Source organism: Methylobacterium sp. 22177 (assembly GCF_052045615.1).
Lineage (GTDB): Bacteria > Pseudomonadota > Alphaproteobacteria > Rhizobiales > Beijerinckiaceae > Methylobacterium > Methylobacterium radiotolerans.
Map to the genome: position 1 here is coordinate 31,853 of NZ_JBQEPK010000001.1, position 17,432 is coordinate 49,284.

Here is a 17,432-nt window from a genome sequence, read left to right on the forward strand (position 1 = left end):
TTTTAAGCAGCGAGCGAGGTTCACGGGGGCGATCCCTTCGGTGAGGCTCCACCATGCCCGGGGAGGCCCGGACGTGCAATCGGAAGCCTCGGAAAAGGTTAGCTTATCCCTGGGCGATGGGTTGCCGCGCCGTGCCATTCCGAATCGGCCAGAGTGCTACCATCGCGGGTAAGCGGCGGAGGACGGCTATGGCCAAAAAGATCGAGGCGCGGCGGCACGGCAGGGCGATGCATGCCCTCCCGCTCGCGGCGAAGTCCCATTTCCGGCGCCGCGTCGCCGAAGCGCGCTGGGGGCGAGAGCAAAGCTGCGCCGCCTTTGCGGCGGTCGGTGTCGATGACGTGGTCGTGCACACGCTGGACCTGTTCGACCGCGTCGCCGAGGGTATCGGCAGGCTCCCTTGGCAGGACCGCGCCGAGGCCGAGGTCGTGCTGTTCGGGCAGGCGTTGCCGACCGGGCTGGCCCCTTTGGTCTACCAGGTCCTCGACCGGGGACGCGCCGACGGTCTCGACGATCGCCAGCTCGCTGGTGCCCTCACGATCGTCCTGGAGAGCCACGGGCTCCCGCAGAGGGACCCAGCCTGGTGCGCGAACTCACCGCTATGGAGAAGTACCGTCTGGCCGAGGTGGACAGGGGCGGCATGAAGGCCGCCTTCGCCGGTGGTCTCGTCGGCTGCCGGAAGTCTGACAAGGTCTTGCTCAAGTACATGGCAACCGCCTTGGTCGATGCGATCCAGAGCCCGGATGATCCCTTCGCAGCGGCTTGCTTGGTGTCTTTCGAGAAGGCGATCGCCTTCAGGGTGTCGCTGGGCGCCAGGACCGGGAAGGGGGACGGCCCAGAGGCCCTGTCTGAGCGGTACGCGAAGGTTGTCGCCAAGAAGTTCAGCAAGGCCGGCATCCGGCTTGGGGACGTCGGCTGATGGGCGAGCTCACCACCTTCGTATGCTCGGCCGGGTCGGCTGTCCTGCTGCTGAGCGTCCTCGCGACGGGGATCCTTTCGGCCCTGGACCGCGCGGTCGAGGCCCAGCCATGATCCGGCCCGCGCCCTCGGCCGACCTACTCGCGCGGCTCGCCCGGCAGACGGGCCCGGATCACCGACTCGACGGCGGCCGCGGCGACGTCGGCCTCTCGGCCGTGCGGGAGGACCTCGTGGGTCAGGGCGCGCCCGGTCACCGGGTCGACGACTAGAACGGTGGACCGCTCCATGCCGACGAGCACGCGCACGCTGAGCTCGACCCGGGTGCTGGATCCGGGGCCGTCCTCGACGGGGTAGCGGGCCTCTCCGTCGGGCAAGCCGTCAAGGGAATAATCCGGCCCCACGAGACGGCTGGCCATGATCATGGTCATCTCCGCGTCAGTGAGGTCCTCGACGGTCAGGGCGACGCGCTCGCCCGGGCGGGGGGCGCCGGACTTGGGCAGGCCCAGAAACTCTTGGGACCACCGCACGATCGGGTCGGAGGGATCCCTGACCGGAGGCTCCATCCCGGCGAGAATTCGGACGCTGTCGGGGTCGTACTCGTCGTCGGGCATGCTTCGGACTCTCGGCCGGCCCCCTCGGGGAAGCAAGCCCGACACGTGCCGCGGCACGTGCCAGAGCACGTAGACGGCGAGGCGGGATCCCCGGCCCCGCGGGGCGGGCACACGGAGCTGGCGCTGTAGCGCCTAGCCGTCAGGGACGCTCGAACCCGGACGGGGACGAACCTTTCGGCGGTCTGGTCGGCCTACAGCTGAGAGGAGGGGACGGATGTCAAAGTCGAGCACCGAAGCGAGGATCGCCGCCGCCCGGGACGCCGTCGAGAAGGCGGCCTGCCTGCTGCTCGATCACGCCGAAGGTATCGGCCTGCTAGCGATGATGGCACGTTACGCCGAACCGTCGGGTCCCGCCACGATCTCCTTCGAGGATGCCGGGCGGGCGACGATCCGTGATTGGCCGGCCGAGCAGGCTTTCTGGCAGGCCGCGGTTGCGGCCGCCACGTTCGCCGGGCGCTTCGAGACGTTCCGCGAAACGCGGGACCGCCTGTGGCCCACTAACCGCGAGACGGCAATGCGGGATGCGGTGGAGCGGCTCGTCGGGCCCGACGGCGGCTTCCCACCACCTTTAGAAAGCATGCCGGAGAAGATCGGCGATGGTCGATCAGGGCTTACCCCGGCGCGCGTCCACGCCCAAGCCTGGCGATCCCACTTGGCGGCTTCCGCCTCGAAGGCGACCATGGCGAGACTGTTCTGAGGATCGGCGATGCGGATCTACACCGAGACGCCGCTTCGCCTGGTGCCGCCCCGCGGCGTGGTCATCGCGCCGGAACGGGACCGCCCGACGCCGCCGGCGCACCGGCCCGACGACGTTGCGGACGTCCGGAGCCGGCTGGTCGCCGCCTTTGCGGTGGAGGTCATTCGGATGCTGGCGGGTTGGGTGTCGGAGTGCGAGCCGGCGATCGTGCACGGGCTTTACGGCCTGATGCGCGGCCTGGCGCTCGCCGGGGATCCGGAGGCCCGGATCGTGGTGCCGTCCCGGCGCTCGACCCTGGAGGCCTGCGCGGCCGCGATCGCTGGCGGGGTGGTGCCAGACTAAGGCAAAGTCCGAAATTGCCTTAGACAAGTGCCCTGAAGCGCTTCGCCTCGCTGTAGGCGGCGCGGAACCTAAGGTAGGTGTCAGGTCACACGGGTGCGGCGTTCCTTCGTGTGGTTCTTGATTAGGGGCTTTCTCGCCTCTTCGAACAGACGCTCGACGCGCTCGGCGTGCTCGTAGCCGAACGCGCCGCGGACGAGCTCGGGCCACAGGATCACGTAGGGATGGATGAGGGAACGCCTGGTGGTGTCATGCAACTTGGCCAGCAGCTGGCACATCGCCAGCACATGCCGGTTCGTGATGCGCACGCCCTCCTCGATCGGCTCGCCATGGCCGAATCTCGCCAGCTCCCGGCGCCACGTGGGGCGCATGGGGTCGATTGGATCGTCGCGCTGGTCCCTTACTCCCTTCAAGGCCTCCTTCATTCGCTTGCGGTCCTCGCTCGTCAGGTGCCCGAAGACCCGACGGCCGATGGCCTCGTAGTCGGCAGGCCCGAACAGATCGTCGATGGCGTCGAGGTAGAGGCCCGACACGCGTTCGCGATGGAGAAGTCCGAACGCCCGAATTGCCCGATCAAAGTCGCGGTGACTCAGCAGGGGGACGAGGGCCACGCACGTCTCGCGCAGGTCGTCGTCCGTGACCTCCTCGTCCCGCTTGCCGAGGCCCGGCAGGTCGATCCGGTTCTGCAGCATGCAGCACAACCAGTCGTCGGACTGCTCGCCGTAGTACGAGGCCCTGGCCGTCCGGATGGACCGGGCGAGCATGGCCCGCTCGTCGTCCGTGAGCGCCGCGTATACGGCGCCGCCGATGTCGTAGGGTGGAGTAGGCATGGGTGAAAACCTCGCGCGTTGCGTTGCGCCCGAGGTTCGTCACTGGCGGCCGAAAGTCGATGGAGAATAGGGTCCGTGGTTAACGGGGGAAGCCTTCATCCACACGGTTGAGCATCGTCATGAGGCGGCGGCGGGCCATGTCCTCCTGCGCGGCGCCCCGGCCGTCGGACCACCCGGCCGCCCCGCGCGCGAGCCCACGCCTTGAGCGCATCTTTTCTTCAGGGCTTCTGGGCGTGGGCCGGCGCTCGCCCGGGACGTCCCTTGGATCGCTCGACGGCGTTCGCGCCACGTTCCCCGGGCCACAGGTCGGCCACAGGTTGGGGGTTTCGGGCCACGGATTGCGGAGGACGGCGGGCCACTGGCGACCACGGCCGGCGAACTTGCTTCAGAGCGGAAACGGGCCTACCAGGGCGCGGCGTACCCGTTCGTCCCCCCGTTCGGGACGTGGGGGTCGCAGGTTCAAATCCTGCCACTCCGACCAAAATTCCCGCGATCTCAAGCTCGGTGAGAACGGAAAGCTGCCCTGCGTCCGCGTGCAGGTGATGCGCGACCGTCCAGCTCAGATCGCGCGACGATGCCACTGCTCCGAAGTGCTCGCGAACGCGGCCATCGGCAAAGGTCCGAGGGCGTCGAGGCTCGCCGGTACCGCGTCATTCCGGATCAGGTGTGCCGGGACCAGCCGGGCCGCGTTTCTGAGACGGCACTTCGTCGACCTCCGCAATTCTTGGGATCCTCTCCGGCGGCGTGAGCGGCGCGATGGGCACGCTCTCCACGAGAAGCGCTATCATCTCGGACCGCGAATTCAGGAGAATGGCCGGCGGCTCGCCGGTGATCTGCCGCCATCGCCTGACGAAATCGCCCGCCGGCAACTCGGCGAGGGTGTCCTGGTCGGTTGCGGGGTGGTCCGTTCTGGGCAACGCGGACTGGTCCATGCGCCTCAACGGCGCGGACCACGATTCGGCCTCAGCGTCTGCCCGGGATGGTGAAGCGCGCGTTGCCCCGATCGGGGAAAAATGTGCCCGCCACGGCGAACCGGGCGGGCGAGGTCAGGGGCGCTCGATGCGTTGGCGAGCACCGCGACTCTTCCCAACAGCGACAGGCGAACCGGTAAGCCCGTCGGCGTGACAGATCGGGGCGCTTGACGGCGGGTCTCTCACGATTGCGGCTCCGAGAGCTGTCATCGGTCTCGCGCGGCACATTTCACGCGCTCCCACGCGGGCCTGAGCGCGGTCAGGCTGCGCACTGGTGCCCGCTGCCGCGGACGCTGCGAGGCACGACCATCGACCTGTCCCGAGGCGGCAGCAGGTCCATCTGCGAGCAGTGCAGCGCCAGGACGGTCTGCTCTTCCGCCAGGGCGCGCGCCGCGACGCTGAAGCGGCCGTTGGCCATCACGCACGCCTCGGCCGATCCGGCACGCGCCGCCGCCGCCGCGTCGCCCGAGATCGGGAGGTACGCGACGTCGCGATCCGCCGATTGCAGGCACACCCCGACGCGCGTCCGGGCCCGGAGGAGGACGAAGGACTTTTGATCCTGGTACTCCACACCCCAGGCCGCCGCTTTCAGGCGCCGCAGCATCGGCGCCTGGTAGCCTGCTTGCGCGGAGCTGGCGCGGTCGACAAAGGTCCAGGACGCGATCCCGGCCGGCAGGAAGGACGCGAATTCCGCCCGGACCAGCCGTCCGAAGCTGCCGATCCGGACGACGGCGCGGAGCGGCCGCGAGAGATGGGCGCGGTGCAGCCGGACCAGTACCCGTTACCAGAGCGCCTCGAACGCGGCCGCATCCCGGGCAAGGCGCTCCATCCAACGGTTCTCGACGAGCAGGCGCTCAATCTGCGTTCGGGTCGTGCGGCGACACCGCTCCCTCACGCGCACGCGAAGATGCGGCCAAGCAAGCAGAAGCAGGATGGCTGTCACCCACAGAGCGACGCTCGTCGCGAACACGACTGCGGGACTTCGCGAAATAAGGATGATGCTGCGATTCACTCGCCGCAGTAATCAAGCGGACATCGCTGATCAGGTTCGTGGTAGCCCGGGTGGCGCAAGTCTTCGTGGATAGGAAGCTCAGAATCGACGCGGGCGACTGCGCCGCTCAGGTCCGCATGGCCACGAACATGCCTCGGCCCTGCTGGTGGTAGTAGCCACTCTCCATCGAACCGCGGATGTCGAGCCCGAGCATGTCGTACTGCTCGTAGATCATGTCGAAGCCGCACGCCTTCAGGAGCTGGATCAGGGCCGGCTTGGTCGGCCAGAAGGAGCGCTTGTTGCTCCACGAGGTCCATTTGTGAGCTTCGAGCTGGCTGGTGTCGTCGAGATCGTGCTCGTGCATCCAGCGGCCGGGCAGGCCTTCGTTCTCCGCCGGCGGCGAGAGCTGGAACAGGTCTCGGTTCTCGTCAGTCGCGAAATGCGTGTGCAGGATGATCACGTCGCGCACGCAGTCAGCCATGAGGCGGATGAAGGCGGCCGGTCTGTCGAGGTGGTAGAGCAGCCCGCAGCAGAACGCGGCATCGAAGGGACCGTGGGCCGCGAGGTTCCAAACATCGTCGTTGACGAAGCCGAGGTCCGGGACGCCGGCCCCATCTTTGACCCGTAGGCAGTTCTCGAAATTGGAGCGGCGCACCTCGACACCCGTGGCGCGCATTCCGGCGCGGGCGAACTCGAGCGTGTACCCGCCCTCGAGGCAGCCCAGATCGACGATCGAGCGGCCGGCCAGCCTGTGCCCGTAGAACAGCCGGAGCGAGCGCAGCGCCGCCTGGGTCCAGGGGCTGTCGGCGATCAACCAGCCCGCCTCTGGCAAGGTCTCGGACCCGTCTGCGAGGCGGATGTTGTGTGCCGTGAACGTCATGCCGCCTTTCCACGCCGCACACCCTCACCGAGCGGGGACGCCCTGAGTCTATATGGGCCGCGGCCGATCGGTTCACGTGGTTTGTCGATTTGCCCGTGTGGAACGGCCCGCGCGCGGATTCGAAATGCGCGCGCGGCGGCGCGCGTTAGCGGCGCGCCCGTTCGAAGAAGCGACGGATGGGATTTCGGGCCAGGAACTCTCTTCCGGCCTGCGAAGGCTCCTGAGAAGCTGCTGCCGCCAGCGCTGCATCCTCCGGCTCGGCGGTCCAGCCATCCTGCCAGCGCAGATGCCGGATTGTGCCCCTGGCGGTACCGGCCCGCTGTCTCAGCGCCAGCGTGTTGAGGAAGCGGCTGGCGCGATGGCTGAACGTGTTCCCGTCGCGAACGACCCGCGCGGCTGCCGCCGCGAGCTTCTGTCTCAGCCGACTACTGCCGTCGAGCTCCCGATGTAGATGAAGCGCCTCGGCAGGGTTATTAAAGTACAGGGCCGCCTCACCGTGCGGGAAGAGGGCGGTGCAGTCGCGGTTATATTGGGACAGGCACGGGACGCCGTGCGAAGCGGCGTCGAAGCTTCTGAAGTTCGGGCCACCGTTCATATTCTGAATGTGAAAGATATTCAGGCAGATGCGGTAGCGGGCCATGTAGGCCCGCATCTCCCGCTCGCCGGCGACGCTGTTCACGGAAAACTTGTGAAGGAGGTGAGGGGCTGCCGTCCAGAGTTCCTTGTACCAGCTCGGCGGTCCCTGGATCTCCAGATCGGTCGCCGAGAAGTAGGAGAGGAGTTCCAGTCGGTGCATCGATGACTGGAAATTGAAGTACTCCATCGCGTTGACCGGCGTGCCGTCGGGTAGACTCCACGTCTCGTCGATCATGAAGAATGGCGAACGCATACGATCACGGAGCTCGACCCCCACCGGGAGAGGGCCGGTGCGGGAACCGACGAGGCCGTCCTGCGAGCGCGCCGCGTAGAGCGCGATGTGATGCAGCGACCCGAGGAAGCCGACCGAGGTCGCGGCTCGGTTCTGGGATGGCCGGGGCTCGAAGCCCGCGAAGGGCAGCCAGTCGGCCCGGGTCGCCTGCGGATGCTCTGCGAAGTTGCTGCACGCGACGCTCAGCAATACGCTCTCGGGGATCTCAAGGCCGGAGAAGTAAAAGGGGCTGTCGACGAACCACGCCGCGTGCGCCGCGCCGCGCCGCGCGAGACCCTCATAGATCGGCGCGGAAAGCCCGACCGCATTGATGCTCAGGGCGCCGTCGATCGCAACGCCGTCGGCCTCCAAGAAGGCGAGCAGGGTCTCGGAAAGCTCCTCCGACTGGCTGAGGTGGGTATAGGCAAAGTTCGCGACGACGACGTCGCATCCGGCCGCCGCGAAGGCGTCGATAAGCCCGCTGCGGCTCGCATCGAGGATGCCGAAGACATCCATCAGCAACAGGGTGGGCTTCGACATGCGCTCAGGCATCTTCTTCTGTCTGTCTGAAGATCAGGATCCGGTCGCGCGTCGTCACGGTCAGCGGATCGCTCTGCACTACCAGACCGGGTTTGCGATCCGTGCAGCGCGCGCCGACCTCCGGAGGCTGCAAGACCCGGAAGCGCCGATCGCTGACCGTGATACGCGCGTACAGGTTGGGCGGGAACAGGTAGGCGCGCACGTGCCGGTCGATCTGGGCCGCCGTTCGGTTGAAGTCGATCTCTGTCCGCGCGTAGTCGATATCCGTCTTGCTGAAATAGGTCGCCGCCGCGTCGTCTTGGACGGCGGCCATACCCGACAGGCCGCGCGTCGCGGTAACGGCCCCGAATATGGCCGCGTTCCGCTCGATCAGTCGCACGCCGGCCTGCTCGCAGAGGCTGTAGACCTCGCGATTGGATCGGCCCTCGATCGCGAAGGTCTCCTGATCCACGAGGGCTCCCGTGTCGATCCCGGCATCGATGATGTGGAGCGACACGCCGAAGGTCGCGTCGCCGTTAAGGATGGCGAGCGTGATGGGCGCCATCCCGCGGTAGCGCGGTAACGGCGAGAAGTGGAGGTTGATGAGTCGGTCGCCGCCGTGCTCGATGATGTCGTGTCTCAAGATGATCGAGAACTGAACCGACAGGAGCAGAGTGGGATCGATCTCGAAATAGGTGCGTGCGAAGGCCTCGGCATTTCGGACGCCGCGGCTCTCGATCCCGAGGCGGTGCGCCACGTCGCGCGCGACCCGCGCGGAAGTCTCATCCTTGTCGGCGAAAACGTACACGATCGTGTGATCTGGCAGCTTACGACGAAGGACCTCGAGTGTGTCGGCGCATACCTTGTTTTTCCCGCACACGAGGATCGACGGCGTCTTCGACATCGCTACTGGATCACTGAGTGTCGTTGCTAGATTGTTCGCGCGGGCTGCGTGCCGTGATCATCATCAATTTCATCGAAATCAAATCGTCAAGCGCCGGCAATCGACCCGTACTCATATACATAGCAGCAGAAGTGCAGGAAGCGCTGTCGCGCCGGAACAACATGTTTCCGTTGCCCTTTTGTCGCAGGCTCTACACCCAGCCGTTGTATCAGGGGTCTGCGCACGGTGTCTGGCGCCCGGCCGGTTGCGCGCCTGCGACGTGGCCGGCCAAACGGCGTATGAAGCCGCCCGATGGATTCGCCTTCACACGGTCAAGCCGGCTCCCGGCCCGCAGGATGGGTCGGCTTCGCGCGCAGCTTCCTCGTCAGCGCCGTCAGCATGGGCGTGGCGCTGGCCGTTTTCGTGGCCGCGGTCGATCCCTACGGTCTGCGGGCGGCGCCCGGGCATCCGCCGGGACCGATCATGGACGCCAATCAGCGGCTCTCCTATCCGCAGATCGCCCGCGGCGGGCCGTTCGACGCGGCGGTCTTCGGCACTTCGACCGCGCGGCTGCTCGACCCGCAGGCGCTCGACGCGGCCTTCGGCGTCCGGTTCGCCAATCTGGCGGTGAATGCCGCGACGCCCGATGAGCAGGCTCGCCTCGCAGCGCTGTTCCTGGCCCGCCGGCCGGTCCGCGCGGTCCTGTTCGGCCTCGACGCCTCCTGGTGCGCCGCCGATCCGCCGGCCCGAACCGCCCACGCCTTCCCCGACTGGCTCTATGCGGACCCGGCGCCCGGCGACGTCCTGCGGCAGGTCAGCCTGCGCGCGGTCACGACGGCCGTCCGAATCGGGCTCGCCGATCTCGGACTGGCGCAGGCGCGGATCCGCGGCGACGGCTACGCGGTGTTCACGCCACCTGAGGCGCACTACGATCTCGTTCGCGCCCAGGCCCACATCCGCGCCGGTGCCGTCGATTCGTCGGCCGCGGAACCGCCCGACGCGCCGATGCCGGCCCTCGACCGCCTGGACGATCTTCTCGGACGCGTGCCCGTCGAGGCCCTGAAGATCGTGGCCTTCATGCCGGTTCACGCGGCGGCGCAGGGATCACCGGGCTCGGCGGTCGGCTTGCGCGAGGAAGCATGCAAGGCGCGCGCCGCGATGATCGGGACGCGTCACGGCGCGGTCGTGGTGGATTTCCGCCGAATCTCGCCGCTCACGACCCGGGACGCGAATTACTGGGACGCGCTGCACTACCGCCTGCCCGTGGCGGCGCGCATCGTCTCGGATCTCGCGAGCGCCGTCGCCACCGGCCGCGACGATCCGGATGGGGTCTACCGGGTGCTCGCCCACCCGTGATGCCCGGTCAAGCGGCGGCGCGCTCGGCGCTGGCCCAGCCCGCACGGGTCGAGGCGCAGTAATCCGCGTAGCGGCCGTCGCGGATCGCCGCGCGGGCGCCGGCCATCAGGTCCTGGTAGTAGGCGAGGTTGTTCCACGTCAGCAGCATCATCCCGAGAATCTCGTTCGAGCGCACGAGGTGGTGCAAGTAGGCCCGGGAATAGTCCCGCGCGGCCGGACAGGTCGAGGCCACGTCGAGCGGCGCGGTGTCTTCCGCGTGGCGGGCGTTGCGCAGGTTGACCCGTCCGTGGCGCGTGTAGGCGAGGCCGTGCCGGCCGGCGCGGGTCGGCATCACGCAGTCGAACATGTCGATGCCGCGCCCCACCGCGCCGAGGATGTCGTCCGGCGTGCCGACGCCCATCAGGTAGCGGGGCTTCGCGGTCGGCAGGTGCGGCTCCACCGTCTCGATCATGGCGAACATGACGGCCTGGGGCTCGCCCACGGCGAGGCCGCCCACCGCGTAGCCCTTGAGATCGAGATCGGTCAGCGCGCGGGCGCTCTCGACGCGCAGGGCCGGCACGTCCCCGCCCTGGACGATGCCGAACAGGGCTCGCCCGGGCTGGTCGCCGAACGCGACGCGGCAGCGCTCGGCCCAGCGCAGGGACAGGTGCATGGCCTTCTCGATGGCCGCGTGATCCGCCGGCAGGCGGACGCACTCGTCGAGCTGCATCTGGATGTCGGAGCCGAGCAGACCCTGGATCTCGATGGAGCGCTCCGGGCTCATGTGGTGCGCTGTGCCGTCGATGTGTGAGCGGAAGGTCACGCCCTGCTCGTCGATCTTCCGCAGGGCGGAGAGCGACATCACTTGGAAGCCGCCGGAATCCGTCAGGATCGGCCGGTCCCAGTTCATGAAGCGGTGCAGGCCGCCGAGCCGGGCCATGCGCTCCGGGCCGGGCCGCAGCATCAGGTGATAGGTGTTGCCCAGCACCACGTCGGCGCCGAGGTCACGGACCTGGCCGGGATACATCGCCTTGACCGTCGCGGCGGTGCCCACCGGCATGAAGGCCGGGGTCCGGATCTCGCCGCGCGGCGTCGCGATCATGCCGGTCCGGGCGGTGCCGTCCCGGGCCAGCAGGTCGAAGCGGAAGGGAGCGCTGTCGGTCATGGGGTGTCCGCGCGCGGGCCCGGGAAGAGCAGGCTGGCGTCGCCGTAGGAGTAGAACCGGTACCCGGCGCCGATCGCGTGCGCGTAGGCCGCGCGCATCGTCTCGAGGCCCGAGAAGGCTGAGACCAGCATGAACAGCGTCGAGCGTGGCAGGTGGAAGTTGGTCACGAGAGCGTCGACCGCCCGGAACTGGTAGCCCGGGGTGATGAAGATCTCGGTCGGTCCGGAAAAGGGTGCGAGTGTCCCGTCCGGGCGGGCCGCGCTCTCCAGCAGGCGCAGAGCCGTGGTTCCGACCGCGACGATCCGGCCGCCGGCGGCCCGCGCGGCATTCAGGGCGTCCGCCGTGGCGGCGTCGAGGATGCCGATCTCCGCGTGCATGCGGTGCCCGTCGGTGTCCTCGGCCTTGACCGGCAGAAAGGTCCCGGCGCCGACATGCAACGTGACGTGATGGCGCTGCAGACCGGCGGCGTCGAGATCGGCCAGCAGGGCGTCCGAGAAGTGCAGGCCGGCCGTAGGGGCCGCCACCGCCCCGGGATTGCGGGCGTAGACCGTCTGGTAATCAGTGGCGTCGCGGGCATCCGTGGCGCGCTTGCCCGCGATGTAGGGGGGCAGCGGCAGGGCGCCCTCCGCGGCGATGGCCGCGTCGAGCTCGGGCCCGGCCCGGTCGAAGGCCAGGACGATCTCGCCGGCCTCGGCCTTCTCGAGAACGGTCGCCGTCAGATCGCCGAAGCGCAGCGCGTCGCCCGCCGTGAGCCGCTTGGCCGGACGCGCGAAGGCGCGCCACCGGTCGGGGGCCTCGCGCAGGTGGAGCATCACCTCCGTGCGCTGGCCGGGGGCGCCGGGGCGGGTGCGCACGCCGTTCAACCGGGCGGGGATCACCCGCGTGTCGTTGAAGACCAGGGCGTCGCCCGCCCGGAGGGCGTCCGGCAGGTCGCGCACGGTCCGGTCGGCCAGCGGGGCGCCGGGGCGGACCACGAGCATCCGCCCGGCATCGCGCGGCTCGGCCGGGCGCAGGGCGATGCTGGTCTCCGGCAGCTCGAAATCGAAGAGGTCCACGCGCATCGCCGGCTGCCTGCACCGAACAGCACGCGGTTTCAACCGCGGAACCGCCGGGGAGCGCGTCCGTTTCCAGCGTCACCGAGACGCGAGGCCCCCGATCCATGCCCTGGTACGCCGTTCGCCCCCGTGACGTCGCCGATCCCCGCTGGCCGCTCCCCGGCACGTCCGAGATCGTGCTGAAGGCCGAGGATCCCGACACCGCCCGCGCGAAGTTCGAATCGGCCTATCCGAGCCAGCCCTTCGGCAGCCCCGGAATCCCGGTGCCGAATACCGGCGCCGGCAGCTTCCGCGGCGATCCGGACGCCCTGGTCGTGGCCGAGACGGGCGTGCCGCCGGCGCCGCGGGGGAGCGACGCGTGACGCCCCGCGGTCGCCCCCGGCGGGTCACCCTCGACGGGCAGCTCCTCGGGTTCTGGGAGCGCGAGGCCGCCCGGCTGGAGACCCTCGCCGCCGGAGCGCGCTTCGCCTGGCAGCGCCGTCGCTACCTGCGCAAGGCGGAGGCCGCGCGCGCCAGGGCGGAGCCGAGCCGCCGACGCGAAGCCGCCCGGGACAACGGTGGTTCGTCGGAGACTTAGCCGCGGCTAACACGTTTTCGACGGCGTCGAACCTTTGCCGTGGCCTTGCCCATGGCCGGTGCCGTATGGGCGCGGCGACACCCCAACGGCGCGAACCATGGACCGCACCCAGAAAGCTGCCCTCTTCAGCGCGGGCATCGGCCTCGCCGTCACGGCGATGAAGTTCTACGCGGCGTGGCTCACCGGCAGCCTCGCCCTCTACTCCGACGCGCTGGAGAGCATCATCAACGTGGTCGCCGCGGTGGGCGCCTTCGTGGCCCTGAAGGTCGCCGCGCGACCGGCCGACGAGGACCACCCCTACGGTCACCACAAGGCCGAGTTCTTCTCGGCGGTGATCGAGGGCGCGCTGATCGTGGTGGCGGCGCTGCTGATCCTGCGCGAATCCTATTTCGGCCTGCTCGCCCCGAAGCCCCTCGACGCGCCCGCGATCGGCCTCGCGATCAACTTCGCGGCCGGGATCGTCAACGCGGTCTGGGCGGCGGCGCTGATGCGCTGGGGCCGGCGGTGGCGGTCGCCGGCCCTGATCGCAGACGCGCGCCACGTCTTCGCCGACGTGGTCACGTCCTGCGGCGTGCTTGCCGGCGTCTGCGCCGTCGTGCTGACGGGCTACCCCGTCCTCGATCCCGTGGTGGCCGGGCTGGTCGCCCTGAACATCCTGTGGTCCGGCTTCCGCATGGTTCGGGAGTCGGTGGACGGCCTCATGGACAGGGCCGCCCCGGCCGAGATGGTGAGCCAGATTCGGTCGCTCATCTCCCAGCACGGCGAGGGCGCGCTGGAGGCGCACGACGTGCGCACGCGCTCTGCCGGTCAGGCGACCTTCATCGACTTCCACCTCGTCGTCCCCGGCGCGATGACCGTCGAGGATTCGCACGCGATCTGCGACCGGCTCGAGACCGCCCTGGAGACGACGATCCCCGGGGCGGTGGTGACCATCCATGTCGAGCCCGGCGAGGAGGCCAAGGCGCGGGGATTGCCGGTGCTGTAGGCCGCCGATCAGCTCCAGGCGTGGAGCGGCGGGTTCACGCCGTTGAGGGCGTGGTTGCCGACGATCGCGTATTTCCAGCGGACCGGGTCGTGCAGCGTGTGCGTGCGCGCGTTCCGCCAGTGACGGTCGAGATTCTCCGCCGCCAGGGTCGAGCGGGTCCCCGACAGCTCGAACAGCTTGTTCGACGCCGCCAGGGCGACCTCGGTGGTCAGCACCTTCGCCTCGGCGACCGCGATCTGCGCCGCCGCGACCGTCTCGGCGTCCGGCCGCGCGACGGCCGCGTCGAGGGCGAGTCCGGCCCGGTCGAGCAGCGCCTCGGCGGCGTGCTGCCGGATGGTCAGGTCGCCGATCGCCTGGATCGTGTAGGGATCGTCGGCGGCCCGCTCCAGCCCGCTGTCGATCCAGGGCCGGGCCTTCTCGCGGACGAAGCCGATGGTGTCGTCGAGGGCCTCGCGGCCGATCCCGGCATCGACCGCCGCCTGGATGATCTGGAACACGGCGCCGTCGGCGCTGGGCGCCGCGTAGCCCTTCCAGGCGGGCACGAGATGCGTCCTGGGCACGCGCACGTCGTCGATCAGCACGGTCCCGCTCGCGGTCCCGCGCTGGCCGAAGCTCGACCAGTCGTCGATCACAGTGAGCCCGGGCGCGTCCCGCTCGGCGATGGCATACCAGGCGCGCCCATCCTCATCGAGGGCGACGATCGGTACCAGATGCGCGAGGAGGGCGCCCGTGGCGTAGAACTTCTGACCCCGGACCACGACGTGGTCGCCGTGATCGGTGAAGCGGGTATCGAAATCGGCGGCCCGCTTGGTGCCGCGCTCCGAGAAGGCGTTCCCGAAGCGCGCGCCGCGCAGCACCTCGCCGAACAGCAGGTGCTTCTGCGCCTCGTCCGACACCGTCCGGATGGCTGCCAGGATGCCGAGATGGTTCTGGGCGATCTGCGCGATGGCCGGATCGGCGGCCGCCACGATGGCGATCACCTGCGCGAGGGTCCGGTAGGAGACCTCGGGGCCGCCATAGGCTCGCGGCACGTTGATCGACCAGAGCCCGCTCTGCGAGAAGGCGTCGAGCTCCGCCAGCGGCCGCACGGCGTGGCGGTCCCGCTCCGAGGCGCCGGCGCGGAAATCGGCCGCGAGCCGGTGAGCCGCGGCCAGCGCCTCGGCGTCGTCACGGATCACGTGGGCGGGGGAGGGCGGCCGCGCGGGGCCGGGGGCGCCCGGGCGGCGCTCCGGCTCGAGTGCGCGCGCATCCACGGCGATGTTCATGGCTCACTCCGGTCAGGCAAGTTTCGATCGAGTCTGCGGCGCTCAGGCCGCCTCGGCACGCCGGTCGCGGGCGGCCTCGAGGGCGCGGACCCGCGGGATCACGTGCGCGCCGAAATACGCGACCTCCTCCTGGAAATGCAGGAATGCCAGCAGGGCGAGGTCGGCACCGGCATCCTTCAGCGCGAGGATCCGCTCGGCGATCTGGTCGGGCGTGCCGATCAGATTGGTCTTGAAGCCGTCGTTGTACTGGACGAGATCCTCGAAGCTCGATTTCGCCCAGTTGCCTTCACCTTCGGGAGAGGCCTTGCCGGCATTCTTCACCTCGTGGCCGAAGGCCTTCACGGCGTCCGGATCGGCGTTGTCGATGATCTCTTGGAGAACGGCGCGGGCCTCCTCCTCGGTGTCGCGGGCGATCACGAAGGCGTTCACGCCGATCCGCGGATGATTGCCCGTCTCGGCCGACTTGGCGCGGATGTCGTCCACTTGGGCGCGGATGGTCTCCGGCGTGCCGCCGTTGGTGAAGTACCAGTCGGAGACCCGGGCCGCCATGTCGCGCGCGGCGCGCGACGAGCCGCCCTGGAAGATCTCGGGCAGCGGATCGACGGGCTTGGGTTTCAGCGTGTAGTCGCTGTAGCGGTAGAAGTCGCCGCGGAAGGTGAAATTGTCCCGCGTCCAGATCCCGCGCAGGCTCCGGATGAACTCCTCAGACCGGCGGTAACGCTCGTCGTGGTCCAGCCATGGCTCGCCGATCGCCCGGAATTCGCCCGAGAACCAGCCAGAGACGATGTTCACCGCGATGCGGCCCTCGGTGAGCTGTGAGATCGTTGCGATCTGCTTGGCGGCGAGCGTGGGATGCCACGGCCCGGGCAGGAGGGCGGCGATCACCTTGAGCTTGGTGGTCGCGGCCAGCAGATCGTGGCTGAAAGCGACCGATTCGTGCTGGTGCTCGGCGCCGTAACCCGCGGTGAACCGGATCTGCGTCAGCCCGTAATCGAAGCCCGCTTCCTCGGCGATCTGGGCTAGCTTCCGATTGTACGCGGCGTCCCAACTCGTGCGCTGGGGGATCTTACTGATCACGAGGCCCCCGGAGACGTTGGGCACCCAGTAGGCGAAGCGGATCGGCGCGCGCGCCGCCGAGTTGGCGAGATGGCTGGTCATCCGGCGTTACCTCAGTTGCACGGCGGTCAGGCGCCGTGACGTCTTCGGATGATCGCCGCGAACTGAATACACTATGCAGAGCGCGGCCGATCGCTCAAGAACACAGAAAGTATTCCGGGGCGATGGCCGTCGGTCAAAGGAACGGGTTGCCTTTTTTGGGCTGATCCCGGCGAGACTCTTCTTCGCCGAGATCCTGCGCGTGCGGCTTTATTCTAGGCGGCGCGCACCGCGGGCGAATCGTGCAGGCGACGCCACGCGAAGACCGAGAACACGCCGATCAGGCAGGCGGCGAGGCCGAACCACGTGAACGCGTATTGCAGGTGGTTGTTCGGCAGGTCGACCCGCAGCTGGCCGCCGCGCGGCCAAGTCGTCTGTCCGGGAACGGCGTCCGCCTCGATCAGGTAGGGCTCGACCGTTCCGAGACCGCGCGCCGCCGCGATGCCGGTGATATCCCGGTTGAACCACTCCCCGCGTGCGGGATCCGGCTCCGGCACGAACATCCCCCGGGCCTCGCTCGCGCGAAGGATACCGGTGACCGTCGTCGGCCCGTCGATCAGGCCGTCCTGGCGATCGCCCTGCGCCTTCAGTTCCGTGGGAACGAAGCCCCGGTTGACCAGCACGAGCCTGCCATCCTCGCGGCGGAACGGCGTCAGCACGTAGTACCCCTGCAGGGCGCGCCCCGGCGTCTCGCCGGGCGCCAATCCGTGGACCAGGGTCTCACGATCGTTGAGGAACTGGCCGGCGACCCGGACATGGCGAAACTCGTCGCGTGCCGGATCCCAGGACTCCGCGGCCGGCGGCGCTACCGGCTCCGCGCGGGTCTGACGGACGAGCCGGAGGATGAGATCTTCCTTCCAGGCCTTGCGCTCGAGCTGCCACGTTCCGAGGCCCAGCAAGATGGCCAGCGCGATCAGCGAGGCGAGTCCCGGCGCGACGAGGTCGCGCCAGGCAGCCCGTTGCGGTTCGGTCGCGGTCACGGCTTGAAGCGCCCTTCTTCGGCCCGGTTGCTGAACTGCAGGGCGATCAGCAGACCCTTGAGGGGCCGCACCAGGATCAGGCTCAGTCCGACCGAGAGCGTCAGCGCCACGAGGGCGTGGACCCAGATCGGCGGCTCGTAGGTGATCTCCAGCCACAGGGCGAGGCCGACGACGACCAGGCCGACGATCGACATGACGAAGAAGGCTGGCCCGTCCGCCGAGTCGAAATGCGCGTAGTCGAGGCCGCAGGCCTCGCAGGACGGGCGCAGGGTCAGGAAGCCCTTGAACAGATGACCCTCGCCGCAGCGCGGGCAGCGGCCGCGCAGGCCGGTGGGGATCGGCGGCGGCGGCGAATAGGTTCGGTCGTCCACG

21 protein-coding genes are annotated in these 17,432 nt (G+C 69.1%); 8 read left to right on the top strand and 13 right to left on the bottom strand.

What is annotated here, in order from left to right; all coding sequences use genetic code 11:
• Positions 1 to 188 precede the first annotated feature (188 nt).
• Positions 189 to 641, top strand: a complete 453-nt coding sequence (locus ACTJK8_RS00175) for a hypothetical protein (protein ID WP_440761338.1) — start codon at positions 189 to 191, stop codon at positions 639 to 641.
• Positions 638 to 916: a hypothetical protein gene (locus tag ACTJK8_RS00180; protein ID WP_440761339.1), complete on the top strand. Its 279-nt coding sequence runs from the start codon at positions 638 to 640 to the stop codon at positions 914 to 916. Before ACTJK8_RS00175 ends, ACTJK8_RS00180 begins: the two co-directional genes overlap by 4 nt.
• Before the next feature lie 136 nt (positions 917 to 1,052).
• On the opposite strand, the gene ACTJK8_RS00185 is transcribed toward ACTJK8_RS00180, so the two are convergent.
• The gene (locus ACTJK8_RS00185) at positions 1,053 to 1,526 is read right to left on the bottom strand and encodes a hypothetical protein (protein ID WP_440761340.1); all 474 of its coding nucleotides are present in this window, start codon (positions 1,524 to 1,526) and stop codon (positions 1,053 to 1,055) included.
• 214 nt (positions 1,527 to 1,740) lie between these two features.
• Between ACTJK8_RS00185 and ACTJK8_RS00190 the strand changes: the two genes are divergently transcribed.
• Positions 1,741 to 2,223: a hypothetical protein gene (locus tag ACTJK8_RS00190; protein WP_440761341.1), complete on the top strand. Its 483-nt coding sequence runs from the start codon at positions 1,741 to 1,743 to the stop codon at positions 2,221 to 2,223.
• Positions 2,224 to 2,232: 9 nt separating this feature from the next.
• Complete coding sequence (locus ACTJK8_RS00195; RefSeq protein WP_440761342.1) at positions 2,233 to 2,565, top strand: hypothetical protein; 333 nt, start codon at positions 2,233 to 2,235, stop codon at positions 2,563 to 2,565.
• A gap of 80 nt (positions 2,566 to 2,645) precedes the next feature.
• On the opposite strand, the gene ACTJK8_RS00200 is transcribed toward ACTJK8_RS00195, so the two are convergent.
• From ACTJK8_RS00200 to ACTJK8_RS00225, 6 genes are all read right to left on the bottom strand, one after another.
• Positions 2,646 to 3,392 (bottom strand): hypothetical protein, encoded by a 747-nt coding sequence (locus ACTJK8_RS00200; RefSeq protein ID WP_440761343.1) that lies wholly within the window; start codon positions 3,390 to 3,392, stop codon positions 2,646 to 2,648.
• Positions 3,393 to 4,042: 650 nt separating this feature from the next.
• The gene (locus tag ACTJK8_RS00205; protein WP_024827918.1) at positions 4,043 to 4,324 is read right to left on the bottom strand and encodes a hypothetical protein; all 282 of its coding nucleotides are present in this window, start codon (positions 4,322 to 4,324) and stop codon (positions 4,043 to 4,045) included.
• Positions 4,325 to 4,622: 298 nt separating this feature from the next.
• Complete coding sequence (locus ACTJK8_RS00210; protein WP_143739318.1) at positions 4,623 to 4,967, bottom strand: hypothetical protein; 345 nt, start codon at positions 4,965 to 4,967, stop codon at positions 4,623 to 4,625.
• 514 nt (positions 4,968 to 5,481) lie between these two features.
• Positions 5,482 to 6,234, bottom strand: coding sequence for a class I SAM-dependent methyltransferase (locus tag ACTJK8_RS00215; protein ID WP_043072881.1), 753 nt, complete (start codon positions 6,232 to 6,234; stop codon positions 5,482 to 5,484).
• A gap of 145 nt (positions 6,235 to 6,379) precedes the next feature.
• Positions 6,380 to 7,681, bottom strand: a complete 1,302-nt coding sequence (locus ACTJK8_RS00220) for a glycosyltransferase family protein (RefSeq protein ID WP_179240046.1) — start codon at positions 7,679 to 7,681, stop codon at positions 6,380 to 6,382.
• 4 nt (positions 7,682 to 7,685) lie between these two features.
• Positions 7,686 to 8,564, bottom strand: coding sequence for a methionyl-tRNA formyltransferase (locus ACTJK8_RS00225; RefSeq protein WP_083374250.1), 879 nt, complete (start codon positions 8,562 to 8,564; stop codon positions 7,686 to 7,688).
• Between the two features lie 291 nt (positions 8,565 to 8,855).
• On the opposite strand from ACTJK8_RS00225, the gene ACTJK8_RS00230 reads away from it, so the two are divergent.
• Positions 8,856 to 9,899 (top strand): hypothetical protein, encoded by a 1,044-nt coding sequence (locus ACTJK8_RS00230; RefSeq protein ID WP_440761344.1) that lies wholly within the window; start codon positions 8,856 to 8,858, stop codon positions 9,897 to 9,899.
• Positions 9,900 to 9,906: 7 nt separating this feature from the next.
• Here the strand turns inward: ACTJK8_RS00230 and tgt are convergent, their stop codons facing one another.
• A complete protein-coding gene (gene tgt, locus ACTJK8_RS00235) occupies positions 9,907 to 11,043 on the bottom strand; it encodes a tRNA guanosine(34) transglycosylase Tgt (protein ID WP_440761345.1) in 1,137 nt (378 codons plus the stop codon).
• Positions 11,040 to 12,104, bottom strand: a complete 1,065-nt coding sequence (queA, locus tag ACTJK8_RS00240) for a tRNA preQ1(34) S-adenosylmethionine ribosyltransferase-isomerase QueA (RefSeq protein ID WP_059409004.1) — start codon at positions 12,102 to 12,104, stop codon at positions 11,040 to 11,042. Before queA ends, tgt begins: the two co-directional genes overlap by 4 nt.
• A gap of 98 nt (positions 12,105 to 12,202) precedes the next feature.
• On the opposite strand from queA, the gene ACTJK8_RS00245 reads away from it, so the two are divergent.
• The 3 genes from ACTJK8_RS00245 to ACTJK8_RS00255 all read left to right on the top strand — a co-directional run bounded on the left by ACTJK8_RS00245 (position 12,203) and on the right by ACTJK8_RS00255 (position 13,660).
• Complete coding sequence (locus ACTJK8_RS00245) at positions 12,203 to 12,460, top strand: hypothetical protein (RefSeq protein ID WP_024827911.1); 258 nt, start codon at positions 12,203 to 12,205, stop codon at positions 12,458 to 12,460.
• Entirely contained in the window at positions 12,457 to 12,675 is a 219-nt protein-coding gene (locus ACTJK8_RS00250; protein WP_012317050.1) for a hypothetical protein, read from the top strand. Before ACTJK8_RS00245 ends, ACTJK8_RS00250 begins: the two co-directional genes overlap by 4 nt.
• A gap of 97 nt (positions 12,676 to 12,772) precedes the next feature.
• Positions 12,773 to 13,660, top strand: a complete 888-nt coding sequence (locus ACTJK8_RS00255; RefSeq protein WP_024827910.1) for a cation diffusion facilitator family transporter — start codon at positions 12,773 to 12,775, stop codon at positions 13,658 to 13,660.
• Positions 13,661 to 13,668: 8 nt separating this feature from the next.
• On the opposite strand, the gene ACTJK8_RS00260 is transcribed toward ACTJK8_RS00255, so the two are convergent.
• From ACTJK8_RS00260 to ACTJK8_RS00275, 4 genes are all read right to left on the bottom strand, one after another.
• Complete coding sequence (locus ACTJK8_RS00260; protein ID WP_063111078.1) at positions 13,669 to 14,925, bottom strand: SfnB family sulfur acquisition oxidoreductase; 1,257 nt, start codon at positions 14,923 to 14,925, stop codon at positions 13,669 to 13,671.
• Positions 14,926 to 14,967: 42 nt separating this feature from the next.
• On the bottom strand, positions 14,968 to 16,083 hold the full coding sequence (gene sfnG, locus ACTJK8_RS00265) for a dimethylsulfone monooxygenase SfnG (protein ID WP_440761346.1): 1,116 nt from the start codon (positions 16,081 to 16,083) through the stop codon (positions 14,968 to 14,970).
• 212 nt (positions 16,084 to 16,295) lie between these two features.
• Positions 16,296 to 17,060, bottom strand: coding sequence for an SURF1 family protein (locus ACTJK8_RS00270; protein WP_440761347.1), 765 nt, complete (start codon positions 17,058 to 17,060; stop codon positions 16,296 to 16,298).
• Positions 17,057 to 17,431 (bottom strand): DUF983 domain-containing protein, encoded by a 375-nt coding sequence (locus tag ACTJK8_RS00275; RefSeq protein ID WP_012317055.1) that lies wholly within the window; start codon positions 17,429 to 17,431, stop codon positions 17,057 to 17,059. Before ACTJK8_RS00275 ends, ACTJK8_RS00270 begins: the two co-directional genes overlap by 4 nt.
• Position 17,432 lies beyond the last annotated feature (1 nt).